16 protein-coding genes and 3 pseudogenes are annotated in these 18759 nt (G+C 42.6%); 14 read left to right on the top strand and 5 right to left on the bottom strand.

Annotation, left to right across the window (positions count from 1 at the left end; genetic code table 11):
* A complete protein-coding gene (locus tag LEP1GSC194_RS15660) occupies positions 1-780 on the top strand; it encodes a type III pantothenate kinase (RefSeq protein WP_020774513.1) in 780 nt (259 codons plus the stop codon).
* A gap of 417 nt (positions 781-1197) precedes the next feature.
* On the opposite strand, the gene LEP1GSC194_RS15655 is transcribed toward LEP1GSC194_RS15660, so the two are convergent.
* Together LEP1GSC194_RS15655 and LEP1GSC194_RS23200 are read right to left on the bottom strand one after the other, a co-directional pair.
* On the bottom strand, positions 1198-1458 hold the full coding sequence (locus tag LEP1GSC194_RS15655; RefSeq protein ID WP_002995161.1) for an RNA recognition motif domain-containing protein: 261 nt from the start codon (positions 1456-1458) through the stop codon (positions 1198-1200).
* 32 nt (positions 1459-1490) lie between these two features.
* A pseudogene (locus LEP1GSC194_RS23200) lies at positions 1491-1672 on the bottom strand (hypothetical protein); the annotation flags it as partial.
* Positions 1673-1812: 140 nt separating this feature from the next.
* Here LEP1GSC194_RS23200 and LEP1GSC194_RS15650 point away from each other — a divergent pair.
* Both LEP1GSC194_RS15650 and LEP1GSC194_RS15645 read left to right on the top strand, forming a co-directional pair.
* A pseudogene (locus LEP1GSC194_RS15650) lies at positions 1813-2193 on the top strand (GNAT family N-acetyltransferase); the annotation flags it as partial.
* Between the two features lie 629 nt (positions 2194-2822).
* Positions 2823-3920, top strand: a complete 1098-nt coding sequence (locus LEP1GSC194_RS15645) for a fatty acid desaturase (protein WP_020774490.1) — start codon at positions 2823-2825, stop codon at positions 3918-3920.
* A gap of 230 nt (positions 3921-4150) precedes the next feature.
* Here LEP1GSC194_RS15645 and LEP1GSC194_RS15640 read toward each other — a convergent pair whose 3' ends face one another.
* Positions 4151-4573 carry a hypothetical protein gene (locus LEP1GSC194_RS15640; RefSeq protein WP_020774510.1) on the bottom strand — a complete coding sequence of 141 codons (423 nt, stop codon included), beginning with the start codon at positions 4571-4573 and terminating at the stop codon, positions 4151-4153.
* 794 nt (positions 4574-5367) lie between these two features.
* On the opposite strand from LEP1GSC194_RS15640, the gene rplU reads away from it, so the two are divergent.
* The 9 genes from rplU to LEP1GSC194_RS15595 all read left to right on the top strand — a co-directional run bounded on the left by rplU (position 5368) and on the right by LEP1GSC194_RS15595 (position 13050).
* Positions 5368-5682, top strand: a complete 315-nt coding sequence (rplU, locus tag LEP1GSC194_RS15635; RefSeq protein ID WP_020774487.1) for a 50S ribosomal protein L21 — start codon at positions 5368-5370, stop codon at positions 5680-5682.
* Positions 5679-6005 carry a ribosomal-processing cysteine protease Prp gene (locus tag LEP1GSC194_RS15630; RefSeq protein ID WP_020774483.1) on the top strand — a complete coding sequence of 109 codons (327 nt, stop codon included), beginning with the start codon at positions 5679-5681 and terminating at the stop codon, positions 6003-6005. The genes rplU and LEP1GSC194_RS15630 overlap by 4 nt, the downstream gene beginning before the upstream one ends.
* Positions 5995-6249, top strand: coding sequence for a 50S ribosomal protein L27 (rpmA, locus tag LEP1GSC194_RS15625; protein ID WP_002629808.1), 255 nt, complete (start codon positions 5995-5997; stop codon positions 6247-6249). The genes LEP1GSC194_RS15630 and rpmA overlap by 11 nt, the downstream gene beginning before the upstream one ends.
* A 116-nt stretch (positions 6250-6365) precedes the next feature.
* On the top strand, positions 6366-7463 hold the full coding sequence (gene obgE / locus LEP1GSC194_RS15620; RefSeq protein WP_017809554.1) for a GTPase ObgE: 1098 nt from the start codon (positions 6366-6368) through the stop codon (positions 7461-7463).
* A 140-nt stretch (positions 7464-7603) separates the two neighbouring features.
* Positions 7604-8470, top strand: coding sequence for a glutamate 5-kinase (gene proB / locus LEP1GSC194_RS15615; protein WP_020774509.1), 867 nt, complete (start codon positions 7604-7606; stop codon positions 8468-8470).
* Positions 8467-9717 carry a glutamate-5-semialdehyde dehydrogenase gene (locus LEP1GSC194_RS15610; protein WP_020774494.1) on the top strand — a complete coding sequence of 417 codons (1251 nt, stop codon included), beginning with the start codon at positions 8467-8469 and terminating at the stop codon, positions 9715-9717. Before proB ends, LEP1GSC194_RS15610 begins: the two co-directional genes overlap by 4 nt.
* 4 nt (positions 9718-9721) lie before the next feature.
* A complete protein-coding gene (nadD, locus tag LEP1GSC194_RS15605; RefSeq protein WP_017810185.1) occupies positions 9722-10327 on the top strand; it encodes a nicotinate (nicotinamide) nucleotide adenylyltransferase in 606 nt (201 codons plus the stop codon).
* Between the two features lie 682 nt (positions 10328-11009).
* The gene (locus LEP1GSC194_RS15600) at positions 11010-12203 is read left to right on the top strand and encodes an Lcl C-terminal domain-containing protein (RefSeq protein ID WP_017810187.1); all 1194 of its coding nucleotides are present in this window, start codon (positions 11010-11012) and stop codon (positions 12201-12203) included.
* Positions 12204-12645: 442 nt separating this feature from the next.
* A complete protein-coding gene (locus LEP1GSC194_RS15595; RefSeq protein WP_036043324.1) occupies positions 12646-13050 on the top strand; it encodes an STAS domain-containing protein in 405 nt (134 codons plus the stop codon).
* Positions 13051-13521: 471 nt separating this feature from the next.
* On the opposite strand, the gene tpx is transcribed toward LEP1GSC194_RS15595, so the two are convergent.
* Positions 13522-14037: a thiol peroxidase gene (tpx, locus tag LEP1GSC194_RS15590; RefSeq protein WP_020774500.1), complete on the bottom strand. Its 516-nt coding sequence runs from the start codon at positions 14035-14037 to the stop codon at positions 13522-13524.
* A 596-nt stretch (positions 14038-14633) separates the two neighbouring features.
* On the opposite strand from tpx, the gene ilvB reads away from it, so the two are divergent.
* Both ilvB and LEP1GSC194_RS15580 read left to right on the top strand, forming a co-directional pair.
* Complete coding sequence (gene ilvB / locus LEP1GSC194_RS15585; RefSeq protein WP_020774512.1) at positions 14634-16316, top strand: biosynthetic-type acetolactate synthase large subunit; 1683 nt, start codon at positions 14634-14636, stop codon at positions 16314-16316.
* A 26-nt stretch (positions 16317-16342) separates the two neighbouring features.
* A pseudogene (locus tag LEP1GSC194_RS15580) lies at positions 16343-16624 on the top strand (hypothetical protein); the annotation flags it as partial.
* 113 nt (positions 16625-16737) lie between these two features.
* Here the strand turns inward: LEP1GSC194_RS15580 and LEP1GSC194_RS15575 are convergent.
* Complete coding sequence (locus LEP1GSC194_RS15575) at positions 16738-18429, bottom strand: GAF domain-containing hybrid sensor histidine kinase/response regulator (protein WP_020774505.1); 1692 nt, start codon at positions 18427-18429, stop codon at positions 16738-16740.
* Positions 18430-18759: the final 330 nt, after the last annotated feature.

Here is an 18759-nt window from a genome sequence, read left to right as displayed (position 1 = left end):
ATGCTTTTAGTAGTCGACGTCGGCAATACGAATACGGTTTTCGGAATTTTCGAAAACGGAAATAACGTTCCTCTTTTTCACAGACGAACCGTAACCAGAAAAGACAGGACATCCGACGAACTCGGATTGTTCTTCAGAGGATTCTTAAGAGAATTCAAAATTGAAAACGAAAACGAAAAAATCACGGGCGGGATTTATTCCAGCGTTGTACCGACGTTAAATCCGATCTTAGAGAGAATGTTTCAAGATTGGTTTAAGATCGAGGCGATTCGAGTTCATTATCAGATGAAACTCCCTTTCTCGATTTCGTATCCGAGGCCCTATGAAATCGGAGCCGATCGACTTGTAAACGCAGCGGCTTGTGTGACCGATTCACCCGGAAAATCCATCATCATCGATTTGGGAACGGCGACAACGTTTTGTGTCCTGAACGAAAAACCCGAATATCTCGGAGGAGTGATCGCGCCCGGATTGAAACTTTCGATGGATGCTTTGACGAGGAATACTTCTCAACTTCCTCCGATTGTTTTTCAATCTCCCGAAAAAATTTTGGGAGATTCCACGATCGAGTCGATTCAAGCCGGATTCTTTTTCGGCTGGATCGGTCTTTTGGAAGGTATCATACGTGAAATTAAAAAGGAAAAAGGCGAAGATTATCGCGTGATCGGAACCGGAGGTTTGGTCACGGTCATTGACGTATCTCATCCGGGAATTTTCGATAAGATCGATCCTCTGTTGACCTTGCGCGGATTGCAGATTTTACATCAAATGAATTCCTAATTTAGTGATTTATGTTTTACTAAATTGCTGTAAGTCGACTTGAAAAAGGGCGTTTTCGATCCTTCTTGTTCTAAAAGCTTTCTTAACTTGTGGGATTGGTTATGGTAGAGAGCGAGACATTGGAACTCTTACGTCACCCTAAACTAAAGTTTTCACTTTAAAACGTATGTCGAGCGCAATGGAATGGGGAAAACTTTCGGACGCGGCCTTCAAAATCGCTTAAAAGAAATTTTCCTTTCAAGCGATTTTTGAAACGACCGGATTCGTTTTAAAAACAATGAATTTCTAAAAACCTACAATGCCCGCAAAATTTACTTCGCGAACCTTAAGGAGAAATTCATTGAATTTCTTTCGGGGTAAGAAACTTATCCTAAAACTTTCACATCCATGTGAAAAGGTCTTAGGATCAATTCTAAATTAAAATCTGTCGTTTTTCGGTTTTGCAACGTTTACTTTCAAGTTGCGTGTAAGAACGTTTTTTCCGTCCAAATCCTTGATCGCTTTGTCCGCTTCATCCTTATTCGGCATTTCGACAAAACCGAAACCTTTGGATTTTCCGGAATACTGGTCCGTGATGATTTTTACGGAATTAACGGCCCCGTGAACTCTAAAAAGATCACCTAACGTTCCTTCGTTCAGATCGTAAGAAAGATTTCCTACATAAATATTAACCGACATATTTGCCTCGTGAGGTTGTAAATTAGATCAAGTTATCTTGATTTAAAAACAGCGTTTTCCGGAAACCGGAAGTAGAAGAATTTTAGAGATGCAGAACTTAGAAATAAGAGCAAACTTTAAGATAGGACTACGTTTTAGAAGTTAGAAAATCGAATGAATAACTGTAATTCTTTATCCATATTATCGGCGGAATTCCCTTTGGCAATACTAAATTTTTCGTAACCCTGGTTCACAAAAAGAATTTCATAGTTCCAATAAAATAGGAACCGAAATTCTCCTTAAAAACGATTAAGTTTTCCTCAAAGTAAAATCGGCGGGCTAATTACCCTGAAAAGGAAGAAAAGAATGTTTTTTGAAACGAAACAAACAAAAGAATGGGTCGGTTTTACCGGATTTCTGAACGTCTCTTTCGAGGCCTCGTTTACTCCCGCAGTCGAAATCGGTTGGAGATTGAATTTTTCTTTTTGGAACCGAGGATATGCGACAGAAGCGGCATCTACTTGTCTGCACTATGGCTTCGAACGACTTGGATTTCCAAAAGTGGTTTCTTTCACTTCCGTTTTGAATACACGTTCTCAGTCGGTTATGAAAAGAATCGGACTCAAAGAAATCGGTTTCTTCCGACATCCTAATCTACCCTCCGAACACACCCTATCCGAGCACGTTCTTTACCAAATTGCGAACCCGAACGAACTTAGGCCCGTTCGATTCCCATTTTTTAAATTGAATCGGTAGTTTTTCTTTTGACGCGAGTTTTCTTAAAAAACGCAAATTTGACGTAATAAAGATTGGGCGAATCCGGCCTTGGCTTTGCCAAAGGCCGGACCGCGCTTTTCGTTCCAATCTGCAAAGCAACATGTTGTATTATTAGTATATTCCAAAATATTCATACTTAGAATCATGTTGCATTGCAGGATTTCCACTACAATCGCTTTCGCATTGGTTATTCTGAGCTCACGTTAAATAAAACTCCAACACCACGGCCCTATAAATCCACTGTGGGAAACTCGCGCGTCGGTCTCTATAAACATTAACCTTTCCATGAGATCTTCTAAGGTCAGTCCTAACCCTAAAGTGCGGGAACTCTTACAAATTTTCGTTTCGATATTTTGATAAGCGTAAAACGCACTTCTAAAACATTCTATAATATAGATTTTCAAAAAATGTGGGTTTTTAGAGGTTTCCAAAGGTCATTCGGAATCCTATCCACTTGAAACGCGGGAGTTCCCACAGCAAATAGTGATCCCTCTCCCCGGAAACGTGGGAACTCCTAAAAATTCTCTATTTTTTTCTTGCTAAAATCCAATGCATAGTGAACATTGTTCACTATGCATTGGCGAACAGCGTTCGCTAAGGAGAATCAAATGAAAGTGAAAAATAAAATCAATTATTCCCCAAAAGAAACCCTTGGGGCCGTTCGGGAAACTCTATCGGAGGAAACGTTTGCAAATCCCGCAATCAAAGGGATCGGTTACTTTTTGAGAGATTTGTTTTTTTTCGGTCTCGCGATAACACTTCTTTGGAATGTAAATAACTGGTACATTCTTCCTTTTTTGTGGTTTTTTGCGGGGATGACGATCGCCGCACTGTTTATCGTAGGACACGATTGCGCTCACGAAGCGCTATTCAAAAGTAAATTTCTTCAGTATTGGATCGGACAGATTGCGATGCTCCCTTCCTTACATGCATACAATCAATGGGCGTACGGCCATAATAGAATCCATCACGGACATACGATTAAAAGACAGGGTGATTTCGTATGGCATCCGGTGACAACGGAGGAATATGCAAAATTTGGAATATTTAAAAAGTTAACGCATCGATTTTTCTGGTCGGCTTGGGGCGGCGGTTTTTATTATATGATCGAAGTTTGGCTTAAAGGAATGGTTTTGTTTACGGCTCCTCTTAAGGAAGCGGGAAGAGATAAATGGATTATGCTTTCTTTCGCGTTGATTTCATCCGGTCTCGTTTTTTATTTCGGCGCTTATTCCGGCTCCGGAGTTTTCAATGTCGGAACGGGGTTGTGGATGTTCACTAAGGTTTGTTTGCTACCTTTTATCGCATGGAATTATTTTATGGGAATCACGGTTTACGTTCACCACATTCATTCCAAAATCCCATGGAAAACAAAAGAGGAATGGACTCCGTTTTACGGACAGATGAAGGGAACCGTCAATTATCACATCAATCCGATCATGAATTTTTTCTTTCATAATATTTTCATTCATATGCCGCATCACGTTCACATGAAAATTCCATTTTACAATCTGAAACGCGCCCTGAATGAAATCAAGACGGTTTATGGGGATAATATTTCCGAAAGAGATACGATTTTCGGAGATTACATTCAATCAACTTCTCGCTGTAAGGTGATCGATTCGAAAACCGGCCAATGGATGACTTATGGAGAAGCCCGAACCGTAACTGCTAAAAAGAAACAATTGGAGACCGTTTCCGCATAAAGGTTTTGTTGTGAAAAATTCTCGGGTGCGTCGGCGACTCAGATTCGACGCTTCGGGAATTTCAACTTGAAATGTGGGAGCTCTTGCAAATTAAACGAAAGTGACTCCCTACAAAACGAACCGGTTTATTTATGGTTTCTTTGAATTGAGATCTAAATTGTTTTTAAAAAAATAGGATTTTAAATCGAAGAGGAATGTTCCGGGTGAATGTTTCACCCGGAAAAATGGAATTACATGTTCAAGAAGGATGCGATGATCGTCCAAACTCCGACTGCGATTCCAATAATTCCCAACTTACCTTGGATGGGAGCCAATTTTGCTAAGAGTTCTGCCCCTTTTTTCTTTGCTTCTTCGTTCTTAGAAAGAACATAAGTAGAAATAGTGCCGAATCCGAGGATAAACCCGAGAATTGCTTGCATGATGTTTCCTGCAAGAAGAGTTACCCAGTAAATAGGCCAAGTGGAAATCATTCCGAGTCCGAGAATTCCGGAAAAGATGACTCCGTAGATTCCCCAAAAGCAGAAAACCAGACCGATCCAACCTTGATAAGGTGAAATCTTTGCAAGTAACTCTTTTGCGTCCGGTTTTTTTGCCAAAAGCAGGGAAGGCACAGCAAGGATGCTGAGCACCATGAGCGTAATTCCTGATACCATTTGTATCTCCTGTTGAAATTGAATTAGATCCAAATATCTGATTAGTTTTGTTTTTCTAAAAAGATTGTATGTATCTACAGATCGGTTAACTCTTTGGAAAGTAATTTTTTGCTCGTTTTTTAGTTTTTACTTCTTATTTTGATAAAAAAATGATCTAAGGACTTTTTTACATATACGGCGCTTTTCCGAAATTTGAATGCGTTTCGTATTGGACTTTAAGGAATTGGAATCATTCTTTTTATGATCCTGTTCAAACACCCAACGAATTTATAATAGGATGAATTCTATATAGTTCAAAATATTTGTTATTCCCACGTGAATTTACTGAAATTGAACTGATTTATTTTTGGTTATTAAGCCACCTTCGTTTGAATACAACCCTCTTTGTCCGAAAAAGATTTTTTGAACTAAAATTACTTCGCTTTCCGGCGTCATTAAGGAGATAGCGACATTCAATTCTAGCCTCTTTTAGGGATATTCTTTATTGTCGAAGAGTTTCTTCGGAAATTGTAGCAGTTCCCACGTAGTAGATGTCAGGAATCAGAGTTAGGACTTTACAAGATGTCAGGGTTAAAATTATCCATAACGGCCGGAAGAGATCCGATTTACCGTTCGTTTAAATATGTAGTAGTTCCCACATTTTTGTGAACTAACGCGTATCGCCTCCTATTGTCGCAATTTTTGATACGCAAAAGACCAACTTTTTAGATCGCTTGACTCCCGAATTTTACCCTTGACCGACAAATAAGGTCGACCAGATTGGTTGAAAACGACTTTAAACAGGCCGGATCGATATGTACGCTATTATTTCAGTTGGAAACAGACAATACAAGGTAACCCAGGATCAGGAGTTTCTGACCGAAAAAACCGGTAAAAACGCAGGTGAATCCTTTGACGCGAAAGTTCTTCTTTTCTCGGAATCCAGCAATAAAGTTCATATCGGTCAACCCGAGCTCAAGACCGCTCGCGTTTCTCTGAAAGTTCTCGAAGATGTGAAAGGCGATAAAATTCACGCTTACGTTTACAAAAGAAGAAAAAATTATCAGAAGGCTTGGGGCCACAGACAACAGCTCCAAAAAGTGAAAGTCGTTTCCCTTTCCGCGGTTTGATCCGAATTCGGATCACTCGGTTCGGAGAATTTTATTCTTCCTTGGAAAGCGAGGGCCACTCCCCAGCTTCTCTTGGAAAAAAAGGTGAGAATCTTCTCTGCTCTGCCGTCTCGGTTTTGGTCCAGACTCTATATCTGCACCTCTTACAATCCGGCAAGGTAAAACCCGCTGAAATCGCCGACGGTTATTTGCGGTTTGAAGTTCTCGGTCAAGATGCATTGATACAAAATAGCTTTGATTTGATACTTTCGGGTTTAAAAAACCTGAAAGGTCAATATCCGAAAGAAATTGAACTGATAGGAGTATTAGAAAATGGCACATAAAAAAGGCGGCGGATCCTCTAAGAACGGCCGGGATTCAAATTCCCAAAGACTCGGAGTAAAACGCTTCGGAGGAGAATCGGTTCTCGCCGGTAACATTCTTGTCCGCCAAAGAGGAACTAAATTCCGCCCTGGCAATAACGTTGGACTCGGTAAAGATCATACTCTCTTTGCTCTCGTTCATGGGAAAGTAAAGTTCGAGATGGTTTCCAAGTTGAAAATGCAGGTTTCCGTTTACCCGGAATAACCCCTCATATTCAAACTCAAACCGGATGAACCGCAGCCTCCTGCCCGTTTCCTGGGTCCGGACTCTGCGGTTTTTTGTTTTTAAATTAGTTTAAGAATTTAGAATATTCAAAAAACATGGAATCTTTTGTAGACGAAATCGCCATCGAAGTTTACGCCGGACACGGCGGGGCCGGATCCGTACATTTCCGCAGAGAAAAGTATGTGGAGTTCGGCGGTCCTGACGGAGGCGACGGCGGTATCGGAGGAAATATCATCCTTCGTCCCAATCTTTCCATGTACACTTTGGATAAATACCTTTCGAAACGGAAGTTCAAAGCCGAAGCGGGATTTCCGGGAGTCGGCGATAATTGCTCCGGAAAAAAAGGAGAAGACCTAATTCTCTTTGTTCCTCTTGGGACTCAAATTTACGACGAGGAAACCGGAGATCTTCTCTTCGACTTTGTTTCCGACACGCAGGAATTTGTCGTGGTTCGAGGCGGACGCGGCGGAAAAGGGAACACTCATTTTAAATCTTCCACCAATCAAACTCCGCGTTTTGCACAACCCGGTGAGGAGGGAGAATATAAATTCTTACGTCTTTCTCTTAAACTTTTAGCCGACGTCGGAATCGTAGGTCTTCCGAATGCGGGCAAGTCGACCTTGATTTCGAAGATCACCGACGCGCATCCTAAGATCGCGGGTTACGCTTTTACGACTCTTTCTCCAAATCTAGGAGTTGTTAAACGAAGAGGGGATATATTTCGTTTTACGATTGCGGACATCCCCGGCATCATCGAAGGCGCGAGTATGGGAATTGGGCTCGGTCTTTCTTTTCTACGTCACATCGAACGTGTAAAAGGAATTTTGTATCTCTTTGACGCGTCTTCTCTGGATATCGAAGAGGATTTGAAGATGCTTCGGAACGAACTTTCCACTTACAATCCGGAATTATTAAACCGACCTTATTTGATTGTGTTGAATAAGATCGACGTTTGGGATGATCCCGAATTTACAAAGGATGTGATCTCTAAAGTTTCTCATCTGGGGAAGGTGATCGCCATTTCCGCGGATAAAGGGACCAACTTGGAAGAACTTTTGGAAAGTATGGACGAAACTTTTTTTAAGAAGGAAATCGAAAAGGTTCTTAAATCAACGAAAGAATCAAGATCGGTCTCTTCGAATGAATCCGATATTTTAGATTCTTTCGAAAACTCGAAGGAAGTTAAGGAATGAGATTCTACTTTGTAGAACTTTGATATCTAAAAACTATCCACTAATCCCTAACCACTTGAAACGTGGAAACGGGCTTCGTAAAACTAGATTCAAAAAACTTTTGCAACTAGAGCAGACTTACAGGAAATTACGGAACGAATATGGAACGAAATTCACTCTCTGAAAAAATCCGTTCCGCGGAGATGATCGTAATCAAGGTCGGTTCCGCGAGATTGTCCGGCCCGCCGTCCGAGGTGAACGATTTTCTCTTTCAATTGGTAAGCGATATCCGTCATCTCAGGGATCTCGGTAAAAAAGTGATCTTAGTTTCCTCAGGCGCGATCGCGAGAGGAAGGCTTTTGTTAAGCGAACTCCCGTCTTCGGTTTCTTCCGGAGATTCCCTTTCCGAAAAACAGGCGTTAGCTGCCATGGGTCAGAACAGGCTCGTCAATCTCTATGATAGTTTTTTTTCAAAGGTGAACTTGAGTATCGCCCAGATACTTTTCGGCGTTTTGGATCTCGAGTCCAAAGAAGGTTATAAAAATCTAAAGAACACGTTCACCCAACTTTTGGAATGGGGAATTCTTCCCGTCGTCAACGAAAACGATTCGGTGGCAACCGAAGAAGTCAGATTCGGAGACAACGATATGCTTTCCGCACTTGTAAGTTTGATCGTAGGCGCCGATCTTCTGATCATTCTTACGGGAGTGGACGGTTTTCTCAACGAAAAGAAAGTGGTTCCTTTTTTAGAAAAAATTTCCAAAGAAGATTTAAACCTCGCAGGCGGTCCGAGCGGTCCCGGAACGGGCGGAATGTTCACTAAACTCAAATCGGCCGGTTTATTGTCGGAAGCCGGAATTCCCACCGCGATCTTAAACGGTAAGAAGATGCACGTGATCCGGAAATTTTTGGAAGAGAATTCCGTCGGGACGTTAGTCGCTCCTTCCGGAAACCGCGTTTTTTCCGAAGAGGACGTAAAGGAAATCATTCGCAAAAATCGAAACGGAAACGGGGAAAGCTATATATGAAAGAAATTGAATATGTTGAGAATCTATGTTCTCGCGCCAAAAAAGCCTCCAGAACCCTGAAACAACTTTCTTCTTCCAAAAAAAATAAGATTCTTTTGGATCTAGCGGATCTATTAGAAAAACGTAAATCTGAAATTCTTTCTGCTAACGAATCGGATTTGAAAGACGGCAAGGAAAAGAATCTTTCTTCCGCTTTGATGGATCGTCTTCTTTTAAACGAAAAACGAATCGGTGCAATGGCTTCAGCAGTCCGGGAAATCGCCTCTTTTCCCGATCCCGTAGGAGAGGTTACGAGAGGTTTGACTCTTCCGAACGGCCTCGAACTTGTCACAAAAAGAGTTCCTCTCGGAGTTGTGATGGTTATTTACGAATCTCGTCCGAACGTAACGATCGACGTAGGCGCTCTTTCATTCAAATCGGGGAACGCATGTATTCTGAGAGGGGGAAGCGAAGCGTTTCATTCCAACGCAATTTTAGTAAAACTATTTCATGAAATTCTAAACAAGGAAGGAGTAGACGCGGGCGCAGTCACATTCGTGGAAAAAACGGATCGTTCCTTTATGCTTCCTTTCTTTCAACAAACTTCTTTGATCGACATCGTCGTTCCAAGAGGCGGAGAGGGGCTCATCAGGTTCGTAAGCGAGCATTCCAAAATTCCGGTCGTCAAACACGACAAAGGCGTTTGTAATCTTTATATCGACGAGGACGCCGATCCCGAAAAAGTGATTCCGATCGTAATCAACTCCAAGGTCCAAAGACCCGGAGTTTGCAACGCTACGGAGAATTTGATTCTTCACAACGGTTACCCGTTCCGAAAAGAATTGTTGGAAGCTCTTGCAAAAGAAGGTGTGGAACTTTTACTCGATCCTTCCGCGCTTTCTCTTTTCCCAAAAGGAAAACCAGTCAAAGAAGCGGATTATTTGGAAGAGTTCTTAGATTTGAGACTTTCGGTAAAAACTGTGTCTTCTTTGGAAGAGGCTTTGGCTTTTATCGAAAAAACTTCTTCGGGTCATACGGAAGCGATCGTCACGGAAGATCTGAACACGGCTAAAATTTTTACGAACTCTTTGGATTCTGCGGCGTTGTTTATCAATTGTTCCACTCGTTTTCACGACGGAGGAGAATTAGGACTCGGCGCGGAAGTCGGGATTTCCACCGGTAAGTTGCACGTTCGTGGACCTATGGGTTTGGTTCATCTTACGACTACGACCACTTACGTGACCGGAAACGGACAAGTTCGGGGATAATCCTTTGGCCGAGGATTTTACCGGAATTTTCGGGGGAAGTTTCGATCCGCCTCACGAGGGACATTCAGAAATCTTAAAGTCTTTTTTTCGGGAAGTCTCCGAATGTAAGGAGGTTTTCCTGATTCCGAACCGTCAGAATCCGCTCAAAGGGGAAAAACTTTCTTCATCCCAAGATATATTAGAAATGTTGAATTTATTTGTTTCCGAATTTTCGGAATTGATTCGAATTCTGGATTTGGAATTGAACCGAAGCGGTCCGAGTTTTACGATCCAAACTCTTCAAGAACTTAAGAACCTTTATCCGAATCGCGACTTTGTTCTTTTGATCGGAGAGGATAATTATTCCAATTTTCATAAGTGGAATAATTGCGAAAAAATTCTGGATGAAGTTCTAAAAGTTTTTGTCTTTCGAAGATTTTCGGAAGTAGTTCCCTTGAATCGTCATCTTTCCTCTCAAATTCAATTTCAGTTTTTGAAAAATCCTTTAATTCCCGTTAGTTCTACGGATTTGAGAAAATCCTTTTTTCGATCTACGATTCCGGATCGAATTTCAAAAAACGTTTCGGATTATATTTTAAAAAACAAACTTTATCAGCGGGTGAGGGATTAGTTAGGCGTTTGGATTTTACAACGTGTCTCAAAAACGGAAGTAGCATTTAGCGATTGCTGTTTACCATAACAACCCACAAGTTGAGAAGGATTTTGGAAGAAGAATCAAAAACGCACGTTTCAAGTGGCGAGTGATTAGATTTTAGGGATCAGGACTTTACAACAATAAAATCCAAGTGTTCCGACAAGAATGGAGCTTTTTACTTGCAAAAAGTATGATTTTCTGATAGAGAAAAGCTTCCCGAGCTTTTCCGCCTATTTCGCGACCCGTAGGGAGCGAAATAGAGTTAAACCTTTCGCGACCTTAAAAGCGAGATAGCCGCCGGGAAGCGGCGGCTTCTTTGCGAAGCAAAGAAAGGGCAAGGTTCTTATCTTGAGATCCAAAACCTGAAATGTGGGAACTCTCACGTTTTAGATGTTAGTGCAATTGTAAAATAAAATCTTAATCTCTAACTATTCTAAAAACGACTCTAAATCGTGAAAAGAATATTAGGGAACGTAATCCGTGGGAACTCCCACGCGTTTTTTAGGTTTTTGGGATAAGTCCTAAAATGGAAATTACGGTGAAGCGCTTTCGGGAGTTGCGTTTGAATTCTAAAATAAATCATTCAGATCATAAAATGAAGATTTTTCTCAAGTTCCTTCTTGTTATAATATAAAAGAACGTGCGGATAGGCAAATGTATGTATAAATATTTAATATCTTTTTTTGTAATCTTTCTCTCTTTCTGCGCCAAGCCTCCGGACAAACCGGATCCTCCTTACGTCGTATTGCAATATTTGCAAAACGTAAATTCTACCCAACAACAGCAACAAGAAGGAAATAATTCTGCCAACGATTCTCAATGTCCGGGAGCAGCTACAAATTTCAATCCGAGCGCCCTTTTTGATACGGGACAAACCCTTTGTTGGGATGGGGGCGGAACGGTCCAGGATTGTGCAACGTTGTTGCCCGGCGCCGATGGAAATTTTAATAATCTTCCGAACGCTCGCACTTTTACCGGTCCGACCCAACACTGTCGATTTCCGTCGGATTATACAACTCTGGATACTCTGCACGGACTTACCTGGAAAACCTGTGCTCAGGGTCAAACCGGTTCTAATTGTGCGGGTGGCGCTCCGATTTCGATCAGTTGGACCGACGCCAACGCCGGACTTGCGGGAAGTTGTTCTGCCTTAAACGGGCTCAACGGTGGACAAGGTTATGCGGGCAAAACCGACTGGAGAATTCCTACGGTAAAAGAGTTGGCCTCGTTGGTGCATTATTCGAACAACCCGCATGTTGATACGGCTTCCTTCCCGAATACGTTTTCGGGAATTCCTTACGTGACGAATACACCCGCGGCTAAATTGCTCGGTTCGAATTGGGCGGTGAGTTTTGCGACCGCGACTCTAGGACTTAGTACTCAATTACAAGGAAACCCACTCAACCTTCGTTGTGTTTCCGGAAATCCTATCCCTGCGTTTTCCTTTGTGGACCCCGGAGACGGAACGATTCGGGATCTAAATACGGGTCTTCTTTGGACAAAATGTACGGATGGCCAAACGGGTTTAGGATGCGCGGGTGGGACTCCTCCGACTGCTTGGGATTGGAATGCGGCGCGGGGTACTTGCAACGCTATGAATTTAACCGGAAGAGCCTGGAGATTACCGAATGCGAACGAACTCTTGAGTATTATCGATTTCAGTAATGCCGTTGCAATGATGCCTGCGATTGATGACACTTTTTTTCCGGTTACTTCAAATGCTCAGTATTGGACATCAACGACATATGATAACAATAAGAGTTTTGCGGTGGATATTTTCTTTGTAGACGGTACGTTAGGCGGGTCCGATAAATCCGGCACAATGCGAACGCGTTGTGTTACTACGTTTTGACGGGCAAAAGTCTTTTGCCGATCGATTCTAATATCAGAAAATCATACTTTTTGCAAGTAAAAGTTCCGGATTTTGTGGGAACTCCCACGTTTTAGGAATCAGATGTCAGGAACTCGCGCAATCTTCATGAAACGATAAATTCAAATTTCTCGAGTACAATTGAGATAAAATCAAAGTGAAATTCAATCCGTCTTTGTCCTCTTTATGAATCGTTCGCTGCAGCTCAATGCGTCGCTTCCTTTTTGTAAGGTTTGATTTTTTAAATCTCATTCGTTTTATTTTCCATGTTCGAAATCCTTCATTTTTTTCCGGTAGTTTTTCCAGAAAAGAATGAAGGATTGTGCTTTCTTCCGTAACCGATCAAAAATTTATTTCTCATTTGTTATTGAATTTACGGATTCATATAAATAATATGAATACAGACGTTTTCGGAGGGAGGATTATGGATAGTAAAACCAACTCGATCAGTCACAAAACCAATGAAATGAAACTTTCGATTGAAAATATTTCCTCCGCGGGAACTCTTCCCGGCCCGGCGGTCATCATTCAAATTGAGGGAGACATCAATATATTCTCCGCCAAAGCACTAAAAGACGCGTTCAACGATGCGATCGAAAAAAAAATTTATATTCTTCTAATTGATCTTTCGAGTGTGCGTACTATGGACTCTTCCGGAATCGCCACTTTTATCGGGGCTCAGAATCGATTGAGTAAAATTCCGTGCGCCGGGCTAGCGCTCTATTCGCTTACCCCGCAGATTGAAAAGATGCTCGAATTAACGAGGCTCAAGGCGCTTTTTCGTACGGCTTCCGATCTTTCCGAAGCGATTCGAATCTTCAGCATATGATGCAATTCTATAAATCTTACCGTTCATTCTAAAAATGTGGGAACTCCCACGTTTTTAAACGAACGGTAAACTCCGACCTCTTCCGTGCCGTTATGGATAAAATCGGAAAAACTTTAACCCTGACATCTGATCCCTATTCACTGACCCCCCCCCCCTAAAACGTGGGAACTCCGACATTTTTGTGGAACTCAGTGTCTCGCTTCTATTGGCGCTCGACAGGTTTTGGGACAAACTCAAACTAAACGTCGACATGCCCAAACTTTCTTAAGCGAATTCACGTTAAAATAGAGCACCTAACGTCGATAAGGTTTGGATTCTAAAATCATAAAATACATAACTTCGAACAAATTGGAGACGGCGATTCGGGCTGTTACAAAAAGAGGATTTATTTTGGCAAGGAAGAGGGTAGACGCTTACAATTTTCTTCCGGTTTGAAGTTGATTTTGAACAAACCGGAAGAATTCGATTTTCTTAAAGCGCAGCGTTGGCGGCGGCGAGTGCGGCCGTATAATTCGGTTCCGATGTGATTTCGGGAACAAGTTCCACATAACGCACCGTATCCGATTTGTCCACGACAAAGACCGCTCTTGCAGAAAGCCCTTTGAGCGGACCGTCGGCGATATGTGTTCCGTAGGCTTTTGAAAATGAAAAATCTCTGTACTGGGATCCGGTTACGAGATTGGGGGAATTGATTCCTTCCGTAGAACAAAAACGACCCATTGCAAAGGGAAGGTCGCCGGAGATGACCAAGGTTGCGATGTCCGACAGTCCGGCCGCCTTTTCGTTGAACACTTTTGTTTCAAGCGCACAAACGGATGTATCCAAACTAGGAACCGCAAGAAGAATTTTTACCTTTCCCGCGTAGTCTTTGAGATTGAATTCGGAAAGATCCTGTTTGATCGCTTTGAAGTCGGGAGCTTTTTCTCCCGGAGCGGGAATTTTTCCTTCGAGTGGTACCGGATTACCTTTCAGTGTGACTTGTGCCATTTGAGTTTTCCTTGATAAATTAGATTTTAAGAATATACGAGAAGGGCCATTCTAAATAACGAGTGTGGCTTAGAAAGCAGGTTTTTTCCTTAATTTTACACGCTTCGAAATTTTATGTCCGAATTCAATCCGATTTTTTGCAAAATGATGTTTTGGAATTATGAAATCCGGCGTTTAAAAATTCTTGATCGAAATTTAAAATCATCTATGGGTTATATTCGGGGTTTGATCTAAGACTTTCGCAATCCGACAACTCTCCTTCGTCCGGAAAAAAAGATAGGTTTTAGGAATCGTATCGGATTGCGCTGAAAAATCGCTTGTAAAACGAAACAGGTTCTGCGCAAGTTGGTGTCAGAACTCATTTTATGAATCTCAATCGCGTAACAACACAAGGTTCTCTTAACACCGTATGGGTGTGGCTCGTGCTTGTGGTGGTCGTCCGGCCACCGGGATCCCGCTTTACGCTGTAGAGATTTACTTCAGGCGCAATCCTAAGAAAAGCCTCCTCCGGTGTAAAGCCGGGGGAGGCTTTTTTGTTTTAAGGCGCTTGTTTGAAATGAATCGTTCAATCAAAAGTTTATGGAAGGAAATGAGATATGAATCTAAACGGAGCCGAACTCATCGTTCGATTTTTAGAATTTGCCGGAATCGAAATCGTGGCCGGGATTCCCGGAGGAGCAAGCCTTCCCGTCTATGACGCGTTATACGGAAGTAAGATCCGCCATATTCTCGCGAGACACGAACAGGGAGCCGGATTTATCGCGGGTGGAATGGCGAGAACGACCGGAAAACCCGCGGTTTGTATCGCGTCTTCCGGGCCGGGAGTTACGAACTTAATCACCGCGATCGCGGACGCAAAGATGGATTCGATTCCGTTGATCGCGATCACGGGTCAGGTTCCGGTTTCGATGATCGGCACCGATGCTTTCCAAGAAATCGACACTCTGAGTTTATCCGTTCCCGTCACAAAAAGAAGTTATCTCGTAAAAGACGTTGCGGATCTGATCGTTACTCTTCCCCAAGCTTGGAAGACCGCTATCGAAGGACGTCCGGGACCGGTTTGGATCGACGTTCCCAAGGATGTCGCCTCCGCTAAAATCGAATGGGACGAACAAAAAGAAAAAGAATTTTGGAATATTCAAAAACCAGAATTTATTTTGAAGATCGATACGATGTGGATGGAGCGTTTCCGAGAATTGTTATCCCAAGCGGCAAAACCCGTGTTTTACATCGGAGGCGGATTGAACCGTCCTTTATCTTCGGAGTTGTTCGGAATATTAAGGGAAAAACTGAACTTTCCGGTAGTTTCCACATTGATGGGATTGGGAATCTGCGAGGATGAACATCCTCGATTTTTAGGAATGCTCGGAATGCACGGTTCCAGGGCGACCAACCTCGTTTTGGAAGAGGCCGACTTACTGATCGCACTTGGGGTTCGTTTTGACGATCGCGCCACCGGAAAATTAAACGAGTTTTGTCCGAACGCGAAAATCGTTCATGTGGACATCGACGCGACCGAAATCGGTAAATTAAAAAATCCTAATCTTTATCTGAAACACGATGTGGAAGTTTTTTTAACGCGGGTCTTGGACGAGGAATATTCTTCGGAACACGCGGCTACGGAAGGATGGTTGGAACGGGTGAGAACTCTCAAAACTCTTTACGGACTTCCTATGCCCGAAGAAAGGGACGTTTTACATCCGTTTTCGATCATTCGCAGCGTTGCGGAAATCTTAGGAGATCGCGCGATCATTACCACGGACGTGGGTCAACACCAGATGTGGGCGGCTCAGTATTTTCCGTTTCGAAATCAAGGATCTCTTTTGACATCCGGCGGGCTCGGGACGATGGGATTCGGATTGCCGACCGCGATCGGAGCCGCTTTGGTCTCTCCGGAAAAAAGGATCGTTTGTATCTCGGGAGACGGATCGATTTTGATGAACATTCAAGAGTTGGATACTCTTCGGGAGCTGGATCTCGACGTAACGATCCTCCTGATGAATAACGGACATCTCGGCTTGGTGAGACAACAACAAGAGCTGTTCTTTTCGTCCAAATTTTCCGCGTCCCGTTTTGTACACTCTACGAACTTTACGAATATTGCATATTCTTTCGGAATACCTTCTTTCGAGCTAAGGGAAGAATTTTCTCCGCTAAAAGTTTTGGAAGAAGCCCTAAATCGAAAAGGCCCCTCTTTTGTGGTTTTGCAGGTCGCGCCGGAGTTACGCGTCCTTCCGATGGTTCCGCCGGGAAAAGCAAACCGAGAAATGATTTATTAGAATATTAGAATTCTGGAATTTAATCTATGTTAACACGCGATTTAAAAGAAGAAAAAGGTTATACCTATCATATCGTATCCGAAGAAGGTGCGGCCGCCATTTTGCGTCTGATCGGAATTTTATCCCGCAAGTCAATCAACTGGAAGGATTGGCGCCTCCGGCGCGACATAGAGAACAAAACCCAGGAGATTTTCATCGTAATTCAAACCGGAGAACCGGAAAAAATACTGAACTTGTTCCGGAGTATTCCGGAAACTAAAGGAGTCCACTATGTCGAATCGGGTTTTGAATCGGAAACAATACCCGAACTCCCTCCCGAAAAGGCGCATAACCAACCCCGCAAGTTGAAAAGGGTTTCGGAATCAGAAGGATCAAAAACTAATATTTTCAAACGGCGAGTGAAAGGAATATTCTAAATTTTTTATGTATTGTTCGGATTCCTTTTGGAAATAAAATGATGCAGAAGGTCGGCGATTTCCTCTTTACGAAACGGTTTACTGATGTATTCGTCGATACCGGAAGCCAGGCAATCTTCCTTGTCCGTCTGGCTTGCGTTAGCCGTCATTGCGATAATATAAGGGCGTAAGGATTGATTGGTATGCTGCGTTAAAATTTTGGCGGTATCGATTCCGCTCAAGTCGGGCATTTGAATGTCCAAAAATAAGACGTCGGTTCCGCTCGTTTCCACGTAATGCAGGGCTTCGATTCCGTTGGAGACGACCACGGGCGCATATCCCAGTTTTTCCAGAACTTTTTTCATCAGCATCTGATTGATCTCGTTGTCTTCCGCAACCAGGATTCTTAGGTCTTGAATCGGAATTTTGCCCGCATCGGATTTCGGTTTTTTAGGTTCGAAGTTCACTTCCGATTTTTCGGCGAGAGGAATCCTTCCCGAAATTTCGAAAACACTTCCGCGATTTATGACGCTCTGTGCGGTAAGATTCAAGTTCATCAGTTCCGCGAGACTTTTACTGATCGCAAGTCCGAGTCCGGTTCCTCCGTATTTTCTTGAAACGGAAGTATCCATCTGTTTGTAAGCCTGGAATAATTCTTTGAGTTTTTGTTTCGGTATTCCGATTCCGGTGTCTTTTACTCGGATCGTTACGTCGTAATGTTTAGCGTCGGATTCGAAATCGAACTCGATCAATACGCTTCCTTTATCGGTGAACTTGAACGCGTTTGAGATGAGATTGATTAGGATTTGTTTAAGCCGATTGGGATCGGTGGAAACGATCAAAGAAGAGGGTTGTTTTCCGATCATCTTAAATTCTATATTCTTGCGTTTTGCGTCCGCCTCGAAAATATAATACACGTCCTTTAACAGATCCATCAGGTTAAAAGCGATGATTTCTATTTTCATATTAGCCGATTCTAATTTTGAAAAGTCTAATATATCATTCAAAAGATTGAGTAATAGATTTCCACTTCTCCGGATCGTATCTACGTAATCCTTTTGTTCCGACTGAAGTTCCGTCTCCGATAGAAGACCGGCGACGCCTAAAATTCCGTGAACCGGAGTGCGGATTTCGTGGCTCATGTTCGCAAAAAACTGATTTTTAGATTTTTGAAGCTCTTCCTCTTTTTCATGAATCAGGATAAGCTCGCGATTCTTTTTTATCAGCTCGAGGTTCGCTACGATCTGATCGGATAAAACCTTTAAAATCAACTTTTGTTTGGAATCCAGTCGTTTCGGTTTGGTATCGAATACACAAAGACTTCCGATGTTAAATCCCTCGGGGGTTTTTAAAGGAGTTCCCGCATAAAAACGAGAATAAGGCGGACCTAAAACAAGAGGATTGTTCTTAAATCTTTCGTCTTTCAAACTGTCTTCGATTTCCAAGACGTCGTCCTGCATAATCGTATACTGACAGAACGAACTGTTTCGGGGAAATTCGACATCGTTCGTTCCTATTTTTGATTTGAACCACAGTCGATTTTTATCGACTAACGAAATCATTGCGATCGAAGACTCGCAGATATAAGCCGCGATTTGCGTAAGCGAATCGAATTTTTCTTCCGAAGCGGTGTCTACGATCCGATACGTATATAAAGCGTCGAGTCTTTCCGTCTCGTTAAACGGGATCGGCGCCGAATGATCATTTGAAGTTTCCACGGAATCAAAGCCGGGAACATTCTTTCCAAAAAATCAAATTAGGCAAGACGAATTTGAATGGAAACCTTAAATTCACGCGAGCTAACCGATGCGAAAGCGATTGAAGCGGAAATTCCGAAGGAATTGAAACATTATATTGCAACCGAGGAAACTTAGGCAGATGTCTCGGCTCTCTATGGATCGCTCATCTTAGCTACGCTAAGAGCCAACGCTTTCGCTTCGCGGCTTTTGGCTGTCTCGCTCTCTCCTATGTTTCTTGTGTCAAGCCCTCCCGCTATTTTTTTTTACATAAGACCATATTGGGCTAATTTTCGATTTAATATATTTTCG

This window comes from Leptospira alstonii serovar Sichuan str. 79601 (assembly GCF_000347175.1).
In the GTDB taxonomy this organism is placed as follows: domain Bacteria; phylum Spirochaetota; class Leptospiria; order Leptospirales; family Leptospiraceae; genus Leptospira; species Leptospira alstonii.
The sequence above is the reverse complement of the archived record's forward strand: the minus strand, read 5'-3'. Positions and strand labels throughout refer to the sequence as shown.

Bases quoted from the DNA above. Each gene is read 5' to 3' on its own strand.
- LEP1GSC194_RS15660 (WP_020774513.1), top strand. From the start codon at position 1: ATGCTTTTAGTAGTCGACGTCGGCAATACGAATACGGTTTTCGGAATT.
- LEP1GSC194_RS15655 (WP_002995161.1), bottom strand. From the start codon at position 1,458: ATGTCGGTTAATATTTATGTAGGAAATCTTTCTTACGATCTGAACGAA.
- LEP1GSC194_RS15645 (WP_020774490.1), top strand. From the start codon at position 2,823: ATGAAAGTGAAAAATAAAATCAATTATTCCCCAAAAGAAACCCTTGGG.
- LEP1GSC194_RS15640 (WP_020774510.1), bottom strand. From the start codon at position 4,573: ATGGTATCAGGAATTACGCTCATGGTGCTCAGCATCCTTGCTGTGCCT.
- rplU (WP_020774487.1), top strand. From the start codon at position 5,368: ATGTACGCTATTATTTCAGTTGGAAACAGACAATACAAGGTAACCCAG.
- rpmA (WP_002629808.1), top strand. From the start codon at position 5,995: ATGGCACATAAAAAAGGCGGCGGATCCTCTAAGAACGGCCGGGATTCA.
- obgE (WP_017809554.1), top strand. From the start codon at position 6,366: ATGGAATCTTTTGTAGACGAAATCGCCATCGAAGTTTACGCCGGACAC.
- proB (WP_020774509.1), top strand. From the start codon at position 7,604: ATGGAACGAAATTCACTCTCTGAAAAAATCCGTTCCGCGGAGATGATC.
- LEP1GSC194_RS15610 (WP_020774494.1), top strand. From the start codon at position 8,467: ATGAAAGAAATTGAATATGTTGAGAATCTATGTTCTCGCGCCAAAAAA.
- LEP1GSC194_RS15600 (WP_017810187.1), top strand. From the start codon at position 11,010: ATGTATAAATATTTAATATCTTTTTTTGTAATCTTTCTCTCTTTCTGC.
- LEP1GSC194_RS15595 (WP_036043324.1), top strand. From the start codon at position 12,646: ATGGATAGTAAAACCAACTCGATCAGTCACAAAACCAATGAAATGAAA.
- tpx (WP_020774500.1), bottom strand. From the start codon at position 14,037: ATGGCACAAGTCACACTGAAAGGTAATCCGGTACCACTCGAAGGAAAA.
- ilvB (WP_020774512.1), top strand. From the start codon at position 14,634: ATGAATCTAAACGGAGCCGAACTCATCGTTCGATTTTTAGAATTTGCC.